The sequence below is a fragment of the Pseudomonas sp. MPB26 genome, assembly GCF_046605355.1.
Taxonomy (GTDB): Bacteria; Pseudomonadota; Gammaproteobacteria; order Pseudomonadales; family Pseudomonadaceae; genus Aquipseudomonas; species Aquipseudomonas cedrina.
Genome location: NZ_CP176793.1, coordinates 2,996,740 through 3,015,308 on the forward strand (window position 1 = coordinate 2,996,740; position 18,569 = coordinate 3,015,308).

13 protein-coding genes and 1 pseudogene are annotated in these 18,569 nt (G+C 60.8%); 7 read left to right on the plus strand and 7 right to left on the minus strand.

All coding sequences use genetic code 11. From position 1 onward, the window contains the following. Nucleotides 1-33 precede the first annotated feature (33 nt). Together ACLH0H_RS13760 and ACLH0H_RS13765 are read left to right on the plus strand one after the other, a co-directional pair. Nucleotides 34-927: an NAD-dependent epimerase/dehydratase family protein gene (locus tag ACLH0H_RS13760; protein WP_411382354.1), complete on the plus strand. Its 894-nt coding sequence runs from the start codon at nucleotides 34-36 to the stop codon at nucleotides 925-927. A 309-nt stretch (nucleotides 928-1,236) separates the two neighbouring features. After that, nucleotides 1,237-2,682 (plus strand): SulP family inorganic anion transporter, encoded by a 1,446-nt coding sequence (locus ACLH0H_RS13765; protein WP_411382355.1) that lies wholly within the window; start codon nucleotides 1,237-1,239, stop codon nucleotides 2,680-2,682. Here the strand turns inward: ACLH0H_RS13765 and ACLH0H_RS13770 are convergent, their stop codons facing one another. Beyond that, nucleotides 2,683-3,063: a lysozyme inhibitor LprI family protein gene (locus tag ACLH0H_RS13770; RefSeq protein WP_411382356.1), complete on the minus strand. Its 381-nt coding sequence runs from the start codon at nucleotides 3,061-3,063 to the stop codon at nucleotides 2,683-2,685. A gap of 248 nt (nucleotides 3,064-3,311) precedes the next feature. Here ACLH0H_RS13770 and ACLH0H_RS13775 point away from each other — a divergent pair, with 248 nt between their 5' ends. From ACLH0H_RS13775 to ACLH0H_RS13790, 4 genes are read left to right on the plus strand one after another with little or no spacing between them, the layout of a single operon-like run. Continuing rightward, on the plus strand, nucleotides 3,312-4,661 hold the full coding sequence (locus ACLH0H_RS13775) for a gluconate:H+ symporter (protein ID WP_411382357.1): 1,350 nt from the start codon (nucleotides 3,312-3,314) through the stop codon (nucleotides 4,659-4,661). A gap of 26 nt (nucleotides 4,662-4,687) precedes the next feature. Then, the gene (locus ACLH0H_RS13780) at nucleotides 4,688-5,548 is read left to right on the plus strand and encodes a MurR/RpiR family transcriptional regulator (protein ID WP_411382358.1); all 861 of its coding nucleotides are present in this window, start codon (nucleotides 4,688-4,690) and stop codon (nucleotides 5,546-5,548) included. Between the two features lies 1 nt (nucleotide 5,549). Beyond that, nucleotides 5,550-7,013 (plus strand): D-aminoacylase, encoded by a 1,464-nt coding sequence (locus ACLH0H_RS13785; RefSeq protein ID WP_411382359.1) that lies wholly within the window; start codon nucleotides 5,550-5,552, stop codon nucleotides 7,011-7,013. A 29-nt stretch (nucleotides 7,014-7,042) separates the two neighbouring features. Beyond that, nucleotides 7,043-7,411, plus strand: a complete 369-nt coding sequence (locus tag ACLH0H_RS13790) for a glyoxalase superfamily protein (RefSeq protein ID WP_411382360.1) — start codon at nucleotides 7,043-7,045, stop codon at nucleotides 7,409-7,411. Nucleotides 7,412-7,722: 311 nt separating this feature from the next. Here the strand turns inward: ACLH0H_RS13790 and ACLH0H_RS13795 are convergent, their stop codons facing one another. The 3 genes and pseudogenes from ACLH0H_RS13795 to ACLH0H_RS13805 all read right to left on the minus strand — a co-directional run bounded on the left by ACLH0H_RS13795 (nucleotide 7,723) and on the right by ACLH0H_RS13805 (nucleotide 15,551). Continuing rightward, a complete protein-coding gene (locus tag ACLH0H_RS13795) occupies nucleotides 7,723-8,586 on the minus strand; it encodes a methyl-accepting chemotaxis protein (protein WP_370879637.1) in 864 nt (287 codons plus the stop codon). Between the two features lie 39 nt (nucleotides 8,587-8,625). Beyond that, a pseudogene (locus tag ACLH0H_RS13800) lies at nucleotides 8,626-9,642 on the minus strand (methyl-accepting chemotaxis protein); the annotation flags it as partial. 191 nt (nucleotides 9,643-9,833) lie between these two features. After that, a complete protein-coding gene (locus tag ACLH0H_RS13805) occupies nucleotides 9,834-15,551 on the minus strand; it encodes a dermonecrotic toxin domain-containing protein (RefSeq protein WP_411382361.1) in 5,718 nt (1,905 codons plus the stop codon). Between the two features lie 187 nt (nucleotides 15,552-15,738). On the opposite strand from ACLH0H_RS13805, the gene ACLH0H_RS13810 reads away from it, so the two are divergent. Next, nucleotides 15,739-16,356, plus strand: coding sequence for an FKBP-type peptidyl-prolyl cis-trans isomerase (locus tag ACLH0H_RS13810; protein ID WP_411378474.1), 618 nt, complete (start codon nucleotides 15,739-15,741; stop codon nucleotides 16,354-16,356). Between the two features lie 151 nt (nucleotides 16,357-16,507). Here the strand turns inward: ACLH0H_RS13810 and ACLH0H_RS13815 are convergent, their stop codons facing one another. The 3 genes from ACLH0H_RS13815 to ACLH0H_RS13825 all read right to left on the minus strand — a co-directional run bounded on the left by ACLH0H_RS13815 (nucleotide 16,508) and on the right by ACLH0H_RS13825 (nucleotide 18,487). Next, nucleotides 16,508-16,765 carry a hypothetical protein gene (locus ACLH0H_RS13815; RefSeq protein WP_017735021.1) on the minus strand — a complete coding sequence of 86 codons (258 nt, stop codon included), beginning with the start codon at nucleotides 16,763-16,765 and terminating at the stop codon, nucleotides 16,508-16,510. A gap of 159 nt (nucleotides 16,766-16,924) precedes the next feature. Beyond that, nucleotides 16,925-17,266 carry a zinc ribbon domain-containing protein YjdM gene (locus tag ACLH0H_RS13820; protein ID WP_034100559.1) on the minus strand — a complete coding sequence of 114 codons (342 nt, stop codon included), beginning with the start codon at nucleotides 17,264-17,266 and terminating at the stop codon, nucleotides 16,925-16,927. A gap of 252 nt (nucleotides 17,267-17,518) precedes the next feature. Then, complete coding sequence (locus ACLH0H_RS13825) at nucleotides 17,519-18,487, minus strand: polyprenyl synthetase family protein (RefSeq protein WP_411378475.1); 969 nt, start codon at nucleotides 18,485-18,487, stop codon at nucleotides 17,519-17,521. Nucleotides 18,488-18,569 lie beyond the last annotated feature (82 nt).

Here is an 18,569-nt window from a genome sequence, read left to right on the forward strand (position 1 = left end):
GACGCATCACTTACCCAGTCAGGAGAACACTCCATGAACGTATTCGTCACCGGCGCCGCAGGTTTTATCGGCGGTTCCATCGCCACCGGCCTGATCAAGGCTGGCCACACCGTCACCGGCCTGGTGCGCAGCGCCGACCAAACCGCCGAAATGAGCGCCCTGGGCATCACGCCAGTGATCGGCAGTCTCGATGACGCCGCCGTGCTGACCGAACAGGCGCAAAAGGCCGATGCGGTGATCAATGCCGCGAGCAGCGACCATCGCGCTGGCGTCGAAACCCTGCTGGCGGCGCTGAAGGGGTCGAACAAACCGTTCCTGCACACCAGCGGTTCGAGCATCGTCGGCGATGCGTCGGGCGGCAAGGCCAGTGACGTCATCTACCACGAAGACAACCTGCCGGAACCGACGGTCGACAAGGCCGCTCGCGTCGCCATCGACAACCTGATCCTGGCCGCCGCCCGCGATGGCGTGAATTCGGCCGTGATCTGCAACACCCTGATCTACGGTCACAGCCTGGGCGTGAAGCGCGACAGTGTGCAATTGCCGCGCTTGCTCAAGCAGGCGCGCAAGAGCGGGGTGGTCCGCCATGTGGGCAGTGGCCAGAACATCTGGTCCAACGTGCACATTGAGGACGTGGTGGCGCTGTACCTGCTGGCACTGACCAAAAATGTACCGGGTACGTTTTACTTCGTGGAAAGCAGCGAGGCAGCGTTTGTCGACATGACCGCCGCCATCGCCGACGCGCTGAAACTGGGTCAACCGCAGGATTGGACATTGGCGGAGGCCGAGGCCGAGTGGGGCTATGAAATGGCCAACTATGGCCTGGGTTCCAACAGCCGGGTGCGGGGCAAGCATGCTCGTGAATGGCTGGGCTGGGTGCCGAAGCGGACTTCAGTCGTGGAATGGATTCGTAACGAGATGGTGTGATGTTCGCTTGAGACCCAGGTGTTGCCATCGCAGCCATAGGTATCTACACATCTTTGTAGTGAGCGGGCTTGCCCCGCGCTGGGCTGCGAAGCGGCCCCAAACTAGACGGCTCGGTTCCATCTGGAACTCGGCGGTGTCTTTATTGGGGCCGCTTCGCAGCCCAGCGCGGGGCAAGCCCGCTCACTACAGAGAGATTTTCAACCTTAGATGCCTATGGCCATCGCAGGCACCCCGATCTCCCAGACTAGCCCCAGCCCCTTCAATTCCGTACCATTCCCCGCCTTATCCCCCGCATGACCCCGGTACCTCATGAACCTCACCCGTCTGCGCGCCGATGCCCTGGCCGGCCTCACCACGTCCTTTGCCTTGCTGCCCGAGTGCATCGCCTTTGCCCTGGTGGCTCATCTCAACCCGCTGATGGGGCTCTATGGCGCCTTTATCATCTGCACCCTGACCGCCTTATTCGGCGGTCGCCCCGGTATGGTCTCCGGCGCGGCAGGCTCGATGGCGGTGGTGATCGTGGCGTTGGTGGTACAACACGGCGTTGAATATTTGCTGGCCACCGTATTGCTGGGCGGGCTGATCATGGTCGCCTTCGGTCTGCTGCGCCTGGGCAAACTGGTGCGCATGGTGCCGCACCCGGTTATGCTGGGGTTCGTCAACGGCCTGGCAATCATCATTGCGCTGGCGCAGCTGGAGCATTTCAAAAACGGCGAACGCTGGCTCAGCGGCACGCCGCTGTACGTGATGGCCGGCCTGGTGCTCGTGACCATGGCCATCGTCTACCTGTTGCCGCGCATCACCCGCGCCGTGCCGCCCGCGCTGGTGGCGATCCTTGGCGTGGGCCTGGCGGTCTATCTGCTCGGCCTGCCAACCCGCACCCTCGGCGACATGGCCCACATCGCCGGCGGCCTGCCGACCTTTGCGTGGCCGCAGATCCCCTGGACCCTGGAAACCCTCGGCATCATCGCGCCCTACGCTTTCCTGATGGCCATGGTCGGGCTGCTGGAAACCCTGCTCACTCTGAACCTGACCGACGAAATCACCGAGACCCGTGGCTACCCCGACCGGGAAAGCGTGGCCCTGGGCGCGGCGAACATGCTGTCGGGGCTCTTCGGCGGCATGGGCGGCTGCGCGATGATCGGGCAGACCGTTATCAACCTCAGTTCCGGCGGGCGCGGGCGATTCTCCGGGGTGTTTGCCGGGGTGATGATTCTGTTGTTTATCCTGTTCCTGTCACCGCTGATCGAGCGCATTCCGCTGGCGGCGCTGGTCGGGGTGATGTTCGTGGTATCGCAGCAGACCTTTGCCTGGGCGTCGTTGCGGGTGATCAACAAGGTGCCGCTCAATGATGTGCTGGTGATCATTGCGGTGACGGTGATCACCGTCTTTACCGACCTGGCCACCGCCGTGCTGTGCGGGATTGTGATTGCGGCGCTGAACTTTGCCTGGCAGCAAGCGCGCGAACTGTATGCCGATGAGCATCTGGAAGCCGATGGCAGCAAGCTCTATCGTCTGCATGGCACCTTGTTCTTTGCCTCGACCACGCCGTTCCTGAACCAATTCGACCCGGCCAACGACCCGGCCCAGGTGACGCTGGATTGCCGTCACCTGAGCTTTGTCGACTACTCAGCGATTGCCGCGCTGATGACCCTGCGCGAGCGCTACAGCAAGGCAGGCAAGCACCTGCGGGTGTTGCATCTGTCGGAGCGCTGCAAGAAGTTGCTCAAGCGCGCCAGGGTGCATCACGACTGATCAAGGCCCGACGAGGTTTTCCAACTCCTGGGCGCGTACCTGGGTCATGTCCAGCACGCAACCGGAGCCATTGACCTGATCGATGGTGCCGCCAGTGGCCGAACCGATGAAACCGCAATTGGCATCGCGGTACTTTATCCACAGGCGCTGCACGTCTTGCAGTTGCTGCCTGCGGTTGCCTTCCTGGGCGGCGAGGGCGTCCTTGTAGGCTTTGTTCAGGCGCGCGTCTTGCACCTTGGCCTCCTTGACGTTGCAACCGACCATGTCCGCGGTCGTGCTGGCGCCGTCCATGCATTTTTTCAACGCCGGGCTGTCCGCTGCGGCTGCGGCGCCGTACAGGGCCAGCAGCAGGGCGCCGGCGGCGAGTATCGTGTGGTTCATGGTGGATTTTCCTGGCGTCAGTGAATGCGCAGGCTAAGACCCCGACCGCGTGCGGTGAGTTTCCAGCCCTGTCTGATCTTCGTGTAAGAACACTCCCTGAATTTTCATTGACGAGCCTTGGGCGTATCCCAACGCGACAGGGCTTATCTGTGGGCGAAAATTAGTTTCATTAAAATTGAAAATACGCCTCGGTAATGATTTATGAGTTTCACAACAGATCTGACGTGACCCTTTCCGAGGAGTACCGCATGGCCGCATCACTGGGCTTCGGGCTATTGGCATACGCTGCCATCGCCATCATTGCTTTGATCGTGCTGATTGCACGTTACCGGCTCAACCCGTTTATCGTCATCACCCTGGTGTCCATCGGCCTGGCGCTGACGGCCGGGATGCCGGCGGACACCATCATGGGCTCCTACGAGGCGGGCGTCGGCAAGACCCTGGGGCACATCGCTTTGGTCGTCGCGTTGGGCACCATGCTCGGCAAGATGATGGCCGAATCCGGCGGTGCCGAGCAGGTGGCGCGTACGTTGATCAACCGGTTCGGCGAGCGCAATGCCCATTGGGCGATGGTATGCATTGCCTTCCTGGTGGGGCTGCCGCTGTTTTTCGAAGTCGGTTTTGTGTTGCTGGTGCCGATCGCCTTTACCGTGGCGCGGCGTGTGGGCGTTTCAATCTTAATGGTCGGCTTGCCGATGGTCGCCGGTTTGTCGGTGGTGCATGCGCTGGTGCCGCCGCACCCGGCGGCGATGATGGCGGTGCTGGCCTATAACGCGTCGGTGGGGCAGACGGTGCTGTATGCGATCCTGATCGGCATCCCCACGGCCATCATCGCCGGCCCCGTGTATGCCAGGTTCATCGTGCCGCGTATCCAGTTGCCGGCGCAAAACCCGCTGGAACGCCAGTTCATCGAGCGCGAGCCGCGCACCCGCCTGCCCAGCTTCGCGCTGACCATGGGCACAATCCTGCTGCCGGTGGTGTTGATGATGATCGGCGGTTGGGCCAACGTGATCGCAACGCCAGGCACGGCGTTCAACCAGTTCCTGTTGTTCATCGGCAACTCGGTGATTGCGTTGCTGGTGGCGACATTGGTCAGCTTCTGGACCTTGGGTATCGCCCAGGGTTTCAACCGCGAGTCGATCCTCAAGTTCACCAATGAATGCCTGGCGCCAACGGCCAGCATTACCTTGCTGGTGGGGGCGGGCGGTGGGTTGAATCGCATCCTGGTGGACGCGGGCGTGACTAACGAGATCCTCGGCCTGGCCCATGCGTTCCACCTGTCGCCGCTGGTGATGGGCTGGTTGTTCGCCGCGTTGATGCGTGTTGCCACGGGCTCGGCCACCGTCGCCATGACCACCGCGTCCGGCGTCGTGGCGCCGGTTGCCATGGGCCTGGGTTATCCACACCCGGAATTGCTGGTGCTGGCGACCGGCGCGGGCTCGGTGATCTTTTCCCATGTCAACGACGGCGGCTTCTGGCTGATCAAGGAATACTTCAATATGACGGTGATTCAGACCTTCAAGACCTGGACCGTGTTGGAAACCCTGATCTCGCTGGTCGCCTTCGGCCTGACGTACGGCTTTTCACTGTTGTTATGAGCCCTGCTCTTTAACCCGGAGACCCCATGGACATCCTCTACCAGATCCGCGCCCGCCAGGCTTCTTTCAGCGCGGGGGAGGGGCGTATCGCCAGGCTGATGCTCGATGACGTGGGCTTTGCCGCGTCGGCCAGCCTGGAGGCCTTGTCCCAACGGGCCGAGGTCAGCACCGCGACCTTGTCGCGCTTTGCGCGCAGTGTCGGGTGCCGGGATTTGCGCGACTTGCGCCTGCAACTGGCCCAGGCCAGTGGCGTGGGCAGTCGCTTCCTCGACCCGGCGGGGTTGCCGGAACAGTCGGCGTTTCATCGGCAGATCCTGGGCGACATCGAGGCGACGTTGCGTCAGCACTTGTCGGGCTTCAACCAGACGGGTTTCGCCGATGCAGTCAGCCTGTTGGGCAAGGCGCGGATGATTCATGCGTTCGGCATGGGCGGCCCGTCGAGTCTGTGCAGCGATGAATTGCAGGTGCGCCTGGTGCGCCTGGGTTATCCGATCGCCGCCTGCCATGACCCAGTGATGATGCGTATCACGGCGGCGACCCTGGGCCCGGAGCATGCGGTGATCGTGTGTTCCCTGACTGGCCTCACCCCCGAACTGCTGGACGTGGTGGAGCTGGCGCGCAATTACGACGCGCGCATTGTCGCCATCACCCTGGCCGATTCACCCTTGGCCCTGTTGGCGGATGTCTTGCTGCCATTGCAGCCAGCCGAAACCAGTTTTATCTACAAACCCACGGCGGCGCGCTACGGCATGTTGCTGGCCATTGATCTGCTCGCCACCGAACTGGCGCTGGCCCTGCCGGACGCCAACCAGGAACGCCTGCGTCGGATCAAGCTGGCCCTCGACGATTATCGCGGCGGCCCCGACAGCCTGCCGCTCGGAGACTGATATGAAGTACGACACGCTGATCCGCCAGGCGCTGGTCATCGATGGCAGCAACGCCCCCGGCTACCTGGCCGATGTGGGGCTGCGCGATGGCCGCATCGCAACGATCGGCGAGTTGTCGGCGGCCAGCGCCGAGCAAGTGCTTGATGCCGCCGGCCGCGTCTTGGCGCCGGGGTTCATCGATGTGCACACCCACGATGACACCGTGGTGATCCGTCACCCGCAGATGCTGCCCAAGCTCAGCCAGGGCGTCACCACGGTGATCGTCGGCAACTGCGGCATCAGCGCCTCGCCGGTGAGTTTGCAGCGTGATCCGCCAGACCCGATGAACCTGCTGGGCCAGCGTGAAGCGTTCGTGTATCCACGCTTTGCCGACTATCGCGCCGCGGTGCAAAGCGCCCACCCTGCGGTGAACGTCGCAGCCTTGATCGGCCACACGGCATTGCGCAGCAACCATATGGACGATCTGCACCGCACCGCCACGCCGGCTGAAATCGCTGGCATGCGCGTGCAGTTACAGGAAAGCCTCGCCGCCGGCGCCCTGGGTTTATCCACAGGTCTGGCGTACGCCAGTGCGTTCAACGCCGAGACCGATGAGGTGATGCAACTGAGCGAAGAGCTGACGGCCTTCGGCGCGGTGTACACCACCCATTTGCGCAGCGAATTCGAGCCGGTGCTGGAGGCGATGGACGAAGCTTTCCAGATCGGTCGGCATGCCCAGGCGCCGGTGATCATTTCCCACCTCAAGTGCGCGGGCGCGGGAAACTGGGGGCGCAGTCCGCAACTGCTGGCAGCGCTGGAGCGGGCGGCGAAAACCCACCCGGTGGGCTGCGACTGTTATCCCTATGCCGCCAGTTCTTCGACCTTGGACCTCAAGCAAGTCACCGATGCGTTCCGTATCACCATCACCTGGTCGACGCCGCACCCGGGCATGGGCGGGCGCGACTTGCAGGCTATCGCCAGCGGCTGGAACGTTTCGCTGATGGAGGCAGCGCGTCGGCTACAACCGGCCGGAGCGGTGTATTACGGCATGGATGAAGCGGATGTGCGGCGCATCCTCGCGCATCCCCTGTCGATGGTGGGGTCCGATGGGTTGCCTGAAGACCCGTTCCCGCATCCGCGTTTGTGGGGTGCGTTTCCACGGGTGTTGGGGCACTTCAGTCGCGATGTCGGGTTGTTCCCATTGCATACCGCTGTGCACAAAATGACCGGCCTGTCGGCGGCGCGTTTTGGCCTGGCGCAGCGAGGCGAAATTCGCGAAGGGCACTGGGCCGACCTGGTGTTGTTCGACCCTTTGCGTGTGCGCGATGTGGCGGATTTCAAGGCGCCGCAGCGTGCGGCAGAAGGCATTGACGGGGTGTGGGTCAATGGCGTGCTGAGCTACCGCGACGGGCAGGCCAACGGTCAGCGGCCGGGCCGGTTCCTGGCACGCAGCGGGGATTTGCGTGGCGGGTTTTCAGCTTTATAGTGGGCGACCTCATACACGGAGCGGTCGCCATGCACTTAGGAAAAGTCACCCCCATCCTGCGGATTTTCGACGAGGCCAAGGCGTTGGAATTCTACGTCGACTTTCTCGGGTTCAAGGTCGATTGGCAGCATCGCTTCGAGGTCAATTTTCCGCTGTATCTGCAGGTGTCGTTGGGTGAGTGCGTGCTGCATTTGTCCGAGCACCATGGCGATGCGTCGCCGGGCGCGGCGGTGCGGATCCAGGCGCCAGGCGTGGACGCGTATCAGCAGCAATTGCTGGGTAAAGATTACCGTTATGCCAAGCCTGAGGTCGAAGCAACGCCGTGGGGCTCGCGTGAAATGAGCATCAAGGATCCGTTTGGGAATCGGGTGGTGTTTGTCGAGGAAGGTGAGGGCTGAGGGGTAATTTGCGGGCAATAAAAAACCGCCTTGATAGGGCGGTTTTTTATTGCAATCCCAGTTTGCGGCTGGGGTTGCGCTCTCACAGGAGCACTGACGTGCATCTGAAGGCCCACGTGTTCCGGTAAGTGCGCTGGAGGTAAGGCCCAACTCACGGAGGGCCGAGTATGTCTAAGTTTGCCTGTGGCGAGGGAGCTTGCTCCCGTTGGAGTGCGAAGCGCTCCCAGGATTTTGGGGCCGCTACGCAGCCCAACGGGAGCAAGCTCCCTCGCCACACTGAATCTCCTTCGCCACATTGAATGCGCCGGTCGCTACACCCGGAAATGACTGACCATCTGCTGCAACTGGCTGCCCAGGCGCGCCAGTTCCACACTCGACTTGGCCGTCTCGTCACTGGCCGTGGCGGTCTGTTCGGACACATCGCGCACGTTCACAATGCTGCGGCTGATTTCTTCGGCCACGGCACTTTGCTGCTCGGCGGCGGCGGCGATCTGCTGGTTCATCGACTGGATATTCGACACGGTACGCGTGATGTTTTCCAGCGACACACCGGCCTTGCGCGTCAGCTCGACGCTGCTGTCGGTGAGGCTGCGGCTGTTGTTCATCACGTTGGCCACTTGCTGGGTGCCGTTCTGCAAACCGGCCACCAGGCCTTCGATTTCTTCGGTGGACTTCTGCGTGCGCTGGGCCAGGCCGCGCACTTCGTCGGCCACGACGGCGAACCCACGGCCGGCTTCACCGGCTCGCGCCGCTTCAATCGCCGCGTTGAGCGCCAGCAGGTTGGTTTGTTCGGCCACGGCCTTGATCACGTCCATCACGCTGCCGATCTTGTTGCTCTCTTGTTGCAGGTGCGCCATGGCATCGGTGGAGCGCGCCACTTCAGCGGCCAGGCGTTCGATCTGGGCGATGGCTTCAGCCACCACTTTGTCGCCTGCGCGGGCTTGGCCATCGGCATCGGCGGCGGCCAGCGAAGCCTGTTCGGCGTTGCGCGCGACTTCCTGCACGGTGGCGGTCATCTCGTGCATGGCCGTGGCAACCTGATCGGTCTCGATCTTCTGGCTGTTGACCCCGGCGCTGGTCTGCTCGGTCACGGCCGACAGCTCTTCGGCGGCGCTGGCGATCTGGGTCACGCCGTCACGAATACCGCTGATCAACTCACGCAAGGTGGTGCCCATGCGCTGGATGCCTTGTTGCAGCACGCCCAATTCGTCGCGGCGGGTGACCTGGATGGTATGGCTCAGATCGCCCGAGGCAATGCGATCGACCACGGCCAGGGTTTCCTGCAGCGGGCGGGTGATCTGGCGGGTGATGACCCATGCGGCGATGACACCGACCAATAGGGCCAGCAGGGTGCTGATCAGTTGCAGGCTACGGGCCTGCGCGCTTTCGATATCACGGCGTTCCAGCTGGATGTCGTAGAGCTTGTCGCTGAGGGTCACGATGTCGGTGCCCTGGGTGGTCATTTCGGCGCGGGCGCTGACGATATTGGCATTGGCGGCCTTGTAGTTCTGCACCGCAGTGCGATAGGCGCCAAGGGCCGTTTCCAGGGAGGCCAGCGCGCTTTGCTGGCTGGCGCCAAACACGGCGCCGAGGCCTTTCAAGCCGTTGATGGCTTTTTCAATCTGGGCGGCGGCCTGTGCTTCGGTGTCGGCGTTGACATTGGCGATGTAGCCGCGCACTTCATAGCGGGCCATCAGGAATTCTTCTTTGGCGTGGGTTACCGCCTGGAACTGCGCGAAGCGCTCCGGGCTGTCGGCCATCTGCTGCACGCTGGCGTCCAGGGCATTAATCTGGGTATTGGCGATCTCGGCCTTGTCCCCCATCACCTGGCGCGCGGCGTTGCCATTACGGTAGGCCTCACGCATTTTGTTCAACGACTGCTGGTACGCGGTGATAACCGCTTTCTGCTGGTTGAGCAGCTTGAGGTTTTCCGGGCTCTTGAAGCTGTCGAGCAGCTTCTGCTGCTGGGCGGCGAAGACGTCCAAATTGGTCTGTACGTTCTGTGCCACGGTCTCGTCGCCATTGGCCAGCATGTACTGCAGGCGCACGACGCGCAGTTTGGTCAGCGACGCATTGAGCTGGGTGATGTCGCTCATCCAATTGCTGCGGTCGATCAGGCCCCCCAGGCTGGTCCAGCCGGTGAGGGCCAGGATCGAGGTGAGAACCAGCACCAAGCCAAAGCCCAGGCCGAGTTTGAGGTTGACGCTGATGTTACCGAACCAGCTGTTCATTACTATGCCTCCAGGCACGCAGTCGATTTGTTTTCTGGAGCTGGAAGTTTTTGTTGTTGATGCCAGCACACAAGTGTGTACGTCCGTATCGGCCGCAAGCCCTTGAGCTGTAGTAATTTTTTTACTTGCGCAGGGGTACCCCGACGAATGGGGAAATTGCCTCCTGGTGGAGGCAATCGTCGAGGTTGTCGTTACACGGGGGTCAGGTGTATCTCATACCTGAGTGCCTGGATCAGCGTGTCCTGCGACAAGAACCGCTTATCCTTCAGTTCGTCCCAGCGGTCGATAAAAAAGTGTCCGGTGTCATCTATCTGGACGGGCGTGGAAACAATCTGACCGCTGTTGGATTTGTGCAGAAGAAACGTCTGTTTAGAGTTGGGCCGCTCGATCAGAAAATCGCCGATTTTCTTCAAGCGTGAGCGGTCTTCGGGTACGAAGGGCGCTGGGTCTTTTATGCGCTTGAACCCTACATTCAGGACAAAGTCACTGCGCAAGGCATGCCACTTGGTTTCACTGGCCACCTGCCAGGCACCCGATTCAAAGCCTTTTGCCAGGCTGGTTGCGGTATCGCGTATGTGCAGGCTGAGCGTCCCGAGCATCGGTGCCAGGCCCGGAACGCCGAGATAGGTATCCGTATGCGCGCTGCCTACGAACGCCACCCACTTGTGCGGCCCCTGTGCAACCTGATCATGTTCGATGACGTGTTTGGCGAAGTAATTGAACATCGTGATGCGCGCTTTTCCGCTATCACCTAGCCCTTTGACGTAATAGCTGGCGCTGCAATCGATGGCCTGCACCCGAATCCCATGTTTATTGGCGGCCTGCAGGATGTTGGTATAGGTATTGGGGCCTTTGTACCTGTTCGTCTTGCCATCATAAAAGCGCATTTGGTTAAGGTCTTGTTCCTTTACAAACGCTTTCAAGGTATCAGGCATTTTTGAGCGCTGCTTGAAGGTGTCGAGCTCAAGTTGGTGCAAATCGGTTTGGAGGTGCTCGATATAGAGTGTCTTTACACCCTGTTTTTTCAGATCGCCCATATGCTTGATGAAAAACTTCTTGGCAGCCTCGCTGGTGTGCGCTTCACCGATAACCAGGCCGGACGAATCGCGATACGCGTGGTCGAGGAAATTCTGCGGCGTTTTGAACAAGGCTGCATCCGGCAAGGCGGGGCGAGCAGGCAGTACGTAATCTTCAAAGAAGCGCTCCGCGTCGGCGTTGAGGCGTTTGCGTGTTGTTTCAAACGCCTTGTAGGCTTCCGGAAACGGGCTGTTATGGCCGCCATACGTGGTGTGCAGGCCCCTGCGCATGCCAGCCAGCTTGCGCAGGCTTTCCCTGAGCGACGGTGCAATATCGTAGTTGTTGTAGTGCGAGGCTGTCGGCAGAGACGAGGATGTGCCCGGTGTGGAAAGGGGCGGCGGCGTTTTTGGCGTGTCGGCAGTCCTGAGCGCCAGTTTGAAATCCGTCGGATCCGCCCAGATGCCGACTTGCGCGTCGGCGGCCACATCGTCGATCCTCAGCCCGATGGCCCCTTGCAAATCGGCCAGCCCAAGCGCTTGGTCCCCAGTACGCACGCGACTGTGATCGACCAGTGCGACCCAGGGGCTGTCTGGCTGATCAGCCAGATCGGCGGCGATCACTTTATGCGAATAAAAGTTGCGCAAGGTATTGGACCGAGGCGGGGGAGGCGCTTGGGCACTGATATCGAATGCCGCGCTCAGGTCATAGGAGGCACAGCCGTCGATGGCCTTGAGTTCGATCCCGTGTTTGCGGGCTTCTTTCATCAGGTTCAGATAGGACGGGGAGGTCGCACCGGGCAGATTGAAGGCGCTGTCCACGACGCTTAAATGCTGTTCGATATGTCGGGATGCACCTTTGGTGTGGAGTTTTTGCAGCTTGTACCGGAATACGTCACGGGGCAGGTGTTCGATGTACAGGCGCTTGACGCCTTGCCGAGCCAGGACGCCCATGTGGTCGATCAAGAACTGTTTGCTGGCAAGCGACTCAGGCGTTTCGCCGATAACCAGGCCCTTGGTTTTCTTAAAAAGACTTTCAATGAATCGCTCCGTGGAGGCACCAGGTACCAGTGCTGGCAATGACGGGCGCGGTACGACGGGCGGTGTGTTGAAAAAAGCCTGGGCGTCCTGGCTCAGTTTTTCGACGTGTTGAAGGTAACGCTCGTGCAAGGGTTGCAGCTGTTCACGGGCCAATATCACCCCCTCGGATGCATCCAGATCCAGCCATTCGTATTGCTTTAACAGGTTGTGCTTGAAGTCGGGGGTGAGAAGCGGCTCGACATCGCGCCAGTCGCTCTCATCGAGGTCGTAGGCTTTAAGCGGGTTATCCGTCTCCGGTACCTTTTGGGACTTCGGCGCGCCACCCGCTACACCCGAGCGTTTCCAGGTGCCATCAGCGGCGGGCTGGACCAGGCGTCCTGTCGATTTCATTTGCCCGCTCGAGGCGTCATTGATAAACAACAGATAGCGCCCCAGTCGGTCCGGGGTTGTCGGCGCCCAATACGCTTGGCCGTTGAACAAGACGGGGCGCATGTCTTCGGGAGACGGTAGCGCTGTGCGCAGTTGGCGACTCAATGCGATGGCCTGGTCGTCTGGCGTGCCATGAAGGCTTGGGCGCCTTGGCTTGCTCAAGGCCTTTATCGAGCCCAGGGCAGGCCGCAGGTCGGTAAAGGCAGCGCCGGCGATGTTGAGTAGATAGCCGATCAAATGTTGCATGGCGGCGTCGTTATCGCCCTGAAGGTAAGCGTCCAAGGCCAACATCGCGTCCTTGAAGGCCAGTAGCAAGCCGGTGGCCAGGCTCAGCACCGGGAACGGCGCGGTAGCAATCGCCGCCGTCCATTCAACGCAGGTCCACACAATGTCCATGATCATCTGTGTGCGGCTGTGGGTCGTGGCAAGGACGTTATCGATCCGGCGTTGCAGCTTCATGTTGTACAACTCGTGACGCAGGTCGGTGAGTGGCTTGACGCGTGCGAGGCTGTCATAGCGCGGCGGGCTGGGTGTGGTTCTATCGATGTGCTCGGGTAGTTGCTGGCGCGCGGTGGTCAGCAATTGCGCGACGCGCGCCTGGGACTGGATGGGCGCGCGCGTGCTCAAGTAACCCACCATGGCACTGATTTTTTTCAGGGTGTAGTTGAACAGCCGTGCTTCGCGAAACGTGATGTGGTCGGGGGCATTGGGGGTGTAGAGCAGCACCGGATTGTCAGCGTGGCTGAACAGGAACGTATCTATGATCCAGTCACCGTCTATCACCACGCGATGAATGGCGTATCGACCGCGAACGGCGACCGAGGTGTCCCCCATGCTTTGAATGCTGGCGTCAAGCCAAGCCAGGTCAAAGCTGCTGATATGACCCCTGAGCTGACATTCCAGTGCGGCATTGCGCATCTGCAGTTGCGTGATTGCCAGGGTCGCATCGCGGCGTTTTAGGTAGCCAGGGCTGTTGGCGTTTTGCAGCTTGGCGCGTACTTCGTCGATGTAGCGTTGGCCGAGCCACGTGCCGCGAACCGAGAGCGCCACCTTCTGCGCGGTCAGCGGGCTCAGGTCGACGCCTTCCGGGCCTTTGAAGGTTGCAGACTCAGCAAACGACTCGTTTAAAAAACCGATGCTGTCATCATAACCATCGCGGTAAAGGGTGGTGTAGGTGACAGGCGCTGGCGTGGAAGTCACAAGGCGCTTGGGGTAATAGGCCAGCACTTCGTTTGGGTCGACATCGTTTTGCCGACGCCCAAGCAGGCGATTAAGGGTGATTTTCGCCTGTTGATGCACATAAGTCTCGAAGCCTGCAAAGGCATAATCCGATTGCGGATCGGCGTTGTAGAGACGCAGCGCGCCCTCGGCGTCATCGGCCAATGTCAGCAATGTGCTGCGGTTGGCCGCAGTGGTCGATCTGTACCACAGCGGGGTGCTGGAGTCGTGGTCGTCCACCTGGGTGGCGAGGAAGTGGCCCGCCATGCTGACGAGACAATCGTCATGGCTGCAGGGGGTGTCGAATTTGATTTCCTTGTATTCCTGTTCGTGGGGCTTGAAGCTCAGGCCCATCAGGGTTTTTGCCATGGCCTCGCGAAACCGCAGGGCAACGCGGGCCAGCAGGTAATCGGTCATGGTTTGCTTGCCGGATGCGGCGCCGTTGTCTCGGCTCCAGCCCAGCACGTGGGTCTGGCAGGCGATCTCACTGTCGAACGCCATGAATTGTTCCGGCCTGGGCGCGAACGGCGTACACAGCAGCACGCGCACGGGCTTGCCGCCGCTGTCGAACTGGCGCAGCACCCAGAGGTCCTGGAGTTGGGCGTTATGCACGGAGAGGGTTGATGCACTCAGGTGCGGATCGTTGCCCTGGCGCAGGTCCTGGATCAGTTGGTAGTCCCGCTCGGTGATGTGATGTTGCAGCAGTGCGGCGTAGGCCAGGCAGTTGATGCGCCGATCCAGCATGTGCTGGATGAGGTTCTTGAGTTCCGGCTTGCTGTGCAGATCACGCTGGACTTGGGTGAATGCCAGGCGTGGCTGCAGGGTTTTCAGCCGTTGTGCCAGATAGGTGGGCGTCAGGTCTTCGTAACGCTCAGGCAGTGGCTCTCCCGCATAGCTGAAGGTGGTTTTTTCCAGAAAGTCCGACCCCGGATTCTCGTCGCTGCCATGCAGGCCGCGAAGGGCCAGGTCGGTCAGGGTATTTTTATGCCTATAGTCGCCGACACGCGGTACATGACGTCGCGTGGTGACCATCAGTTGATCGGGATTCAAATCCTGAATGTCGAGATCGACTTCCAATTGTTCGATCAGTTGATAGCGTGCCAGCGCCTGCGGTGACGCGGCGGGGCCCATAAAATCGATCAGCGCCTGACGGGCTTGGTTGTATTGCTGGATGTGCTCGGCCAACAACGTGCGCCTGGCGGTATTGGCGCTGCGATACCAGTCTGGTGCGCTGTAGCGCAGGCTGCGTTCCAGCAAGGCTTGGGCGCGCAGTTCAAGGCGTTGGTCGTAAGTGAGGAGCACGGCGCGAGTGGCTTGGTCCAACTGTTGATAGAGCTGCTTTGCGCTGCGCTCGGGGTTATCGACCAGGCTCAGCGCCCGCGCGATATCCAGCGTGCGCTTGTCAATACGAGCGTTGTAAAGGTGTTCAAAAAGAGGGGCGCTGTCAATTTTCTCAAGGGTCAGGGGCCAGATTCCGGCCGTGCTTAGTTCATGGTATTGCTGGGGCAGGCATTCGATGAACGCTTGGCGTTGGGTGGCACTGCCCAGGATGTGCTGTAGCCAGGTATCAATCTGCGCCAACGAATCAAAGGCCTCCAGGCCGCGCGAGGGCAAAAATAACAGTACGGGGCCGACACTGACGTCGTCGCTCAGGTCTGCGACCGCAGGCATCGCCTGTTCAGTCAGCACAAAGGCGCCGGCGACTTCGACACGTGTGTCCTGATAGGTAAAGGTCAGCGCATACAGGCCAGGGCGCAACTGAGGACCCAGGGATATATGTTCAATTTTTTGGCTCCATTGCGGATGCAGCAACCGGTCCTTGACGCGCAGTTTGGCCTCCTGTTCCAAGGCAGCGATGCCGGCATCGAATGTGAGGTAGGTCTTGCGGCTTTTGTTCTCGACCGGCGTATGTTCATCCAACTCGATGAGCTTGGTGTTCAGGTCAGTCTTCAACTGGATGAGCAGTGCCTTTCCTGCCTCGGTATCCAGGCTGCTTTCTTCAACGGATTGGTACAAGGCGCGGGCGCTGTGCAGCAGTGCCTGGTTGTGGGTTTTGAGGACCTGATTCAGGCGCTCCAACTCCATGAGTTCATCAGGTTTGGCCTGCGTCTTTATGGGGTCGCCCTGCAATAGGTAATCGCTGATCTGCCCCAGATCGTTGCGTATTTCTTCGAACGTCGGGGGGCGATCAAGTGGGGTTGGGATCATGCTGAAGCTCCGTGATGTTTGGGAGCTTCAGCTTGTCGCCCGCAACCTTGGGCTCGGTAGTAGATACGTAGTTGCCGGCGCGGTTGCTCATCAAGAGCGGGCATGTGTGCTAGTCTGCTGGCCCTTTTAGTTCTGGGCGGCACGCAAAACAGTGGTTTTCGTACCCGCCCTACAGCGGAGCCATTTGATGCCCGAAGTCAATCTGTCCACCGACGAAACCCGCGTCAGCTACGGTATTGGCCGTCAACTGGGCGACCAACTGCGCGATAACCCGCCGCCAGGCGTGAGCCTGGACGCGATCCTTGCCGGCCTGACCGACGCGTTCGCTGGCAAGCCAAGCCGTGTTGACCAAGAGCAAATGGCTGCCAGCTTCAAGGTGATTCGCGAAATCATGCAAGCCGAAGCGGCTGCCAAGGCTGAAGCCGCTGCCGGCGCCGGCCTGGCCTTCCTGGCTGAAAACGCTAAGCGCGAGGGCATCACCACCCTGGCGTCCGGCCTGCAATTCGAAGTGTTGACCGCAGGTACAGGCGCCAAGCCAAGCCGCGAAGACCAGGTACGTACCCACTACCACGGCACCCTGATCGACGGCACTGTGTTTGACAGCTCCTACGATCGCGGCCAGCCTGCGGAATTCCCGGTGGGCGGCGTGATCGCCGGCTGGACCGAAGCCCTGCAACTGATGAATGCCGGCAGCAAATGGCGCCTGTACGTGCCGAGCGAACTGGCCTACGGCGCTCAAGGCGTTGGCAGCATCCCGCCGCACAGCGTTCTGGTGTTCGACGTCGAGCTGCTCGACGTTCTGTAAGGCCTGCTGATTTCTGCGGGTGTTGGGCTTGTGTGGGAGCGGGCTTGCTCGCGAATGCATCAACTCGGTCTGTCTGATACACCGAGTTGTCTGCTTCGCGAGCAAGCCCGCTCCCACATAAAGCCCATTTCCACAGACTGTGCGTGGTTTTTCATGGATGAAACTTGCCATGCAGCTCCGTCGCCGGGCGCAACGCTCGGGCATAGCAGAACAGAAACAGATTGCGCACCACCTCCTTCAGCACTCCCGGTTCACTTGAACTCAAGCCATTCACGTCCAGATCGCCCTGGTCTTGCAGCTCGTTCAGTGCTTCTTCTTCCAGTACCGCACAGACTTCACCGGTTTCCCGATGCAGGATCCGCAGGTAAGGGTGTGGGCGGTCCAGCCAGGCATCTATCAAATAAGTCATGGGCGTTCTCCTTGATCGGTTTCAATGAGAATAATTCTTATTCATAGAATAGCAAGCGCCTATTGGCGGTTTATGGTTTTTTCTGGATGGGCAGTGTGTTCGATCAAGGAGAGGGCGAAACGCCATCCCGCGGCGGGCGCGGGATGGAGGCAGCGGGGTTCAGACTTTGCGCACGAACTCGGACTTGAGCTTCATCGGGCCGATCCCGTCGATCTTGCAATCGATATCGTGGTCGCCGTCGCACAGGCGGATGTTCTTGACCTTGGTGCCGACCTTGACGACCAGTGAGGTGCCCTTGACCTTGAGGTCCTTGATCACGGTGATGGTGTCGCCGTCCTGCAGGACATTACCCACAGAGTCTTTCTTGACGGTTTCATCGCCGGCCGCCTCGGTCTCGCCGTTGGCGGACCACTCATGGGCGCATTCCGGGCAGATCAGCTGGGTGCCGTCTTCGTAGGTGAATTCGGAATTGCATTTCGGGCAGGGTGGCAACGTGCTCACTAAAGCTCCTTGGGAGTCAGGATGGCTAAAAAGTCGCACATTATATAGGGTTTATTGCCTATTTGGGGGCGGCGCCGCAAAACCCTGTAGTGAGCGGGCTTGTCCCGCGCTGGGTGGCGAAGCCGCCCCAAACCAGGCGCCTTGGTTCCATCTGGAGCACTGCTGTTTCTTTATTGGGGCCGCTTCGCAGCCCTGCGCGGGACAAGCCCGCTCACTACAAAGATGCAAGCCAGCTCCCCCAGCAGGGCGGAATCAGTGCGTACGCGCTACCGCAAACTCACTCAGCTCCACCAGTGCATCCCGGTATTCGCTGGCCGGAAGGGCGTCCAGGCATTTGATCGCACGGGCCACATAATCGCGCGCCAGCTGCGCCGTGTACTCCAGCGACCCCGACGCTTCGACGGCGGCGCGGATGGCTTCCAGGTCTTCGATCCCGCCTTTCTGGATCGCCTTGCGCACCAGGGCGGCCTGTTCCGGCGTGCCTTCGCGCATGGTGTAGATCAGCGGCAAGGTCGGCTTGCCCTCGGCCAGGTCGTCGCCGACGTTCTTGCCCAGGGTTTCGGCGTCGCCACGGTAGTCGAGCAGGTCGTCCACCAGTTGGAACGCCACGCCCAGGTGATCGCCAAAGGTGCGCAGGGCTTCGGCCTGTTCGGCCGTTGCGCCACACAGCGCAGCGGCGCTATGGGTCGAGGCTTCGAAGAGCATCGCGGTTTTGCCGCGAATCACTTCCATATAGGTTTCTTCGGTGGTGCTGGCGTCGCGCACCTTGGACAGTTGCAACACTTCGCCTTCGGCAATGATGCGTGTGGCCTGGGAGAGGATCTTCATCACCGGCATCGAGCCGAGTTCAACCATCATTTCGAACGAGCGCGAGTACAGGAAGTCGCCCACCAGCACGCTGGGCGCGTTGCCCCACATGGCGTTGGCGGTCTCGCGGCCACGGCGCATGCCGGACATGTCGACCACGTCGTCATGCAGCAAGGTGGCGGTGTGCAGGAATTCGATGGTGGCGGCCAGAAGGCGCAGGTCATCGCCTTCGCGGCCCAGTGCCTTGCCGCAGAGCAACACTAATAAAGGACGCAGGCGTTTACCGCCCGCCGACGTAATATAGTCGCCAATCTTGGAGACCAGCGGCACTTTAGAAGTCAGTTGCTTCTTGATGATACCGTCGACGGCGCTAAAATCGTCCGCGACCGCGCGGTAGAAAGCTTGGGGTTGCATCAGCGACAGTCGCTCCAGAAGGGTTGCGCGGCATGCTAGGACCCAGGGTCCGCAGTGTCAAGGCGCGATAGACGGCCACTTG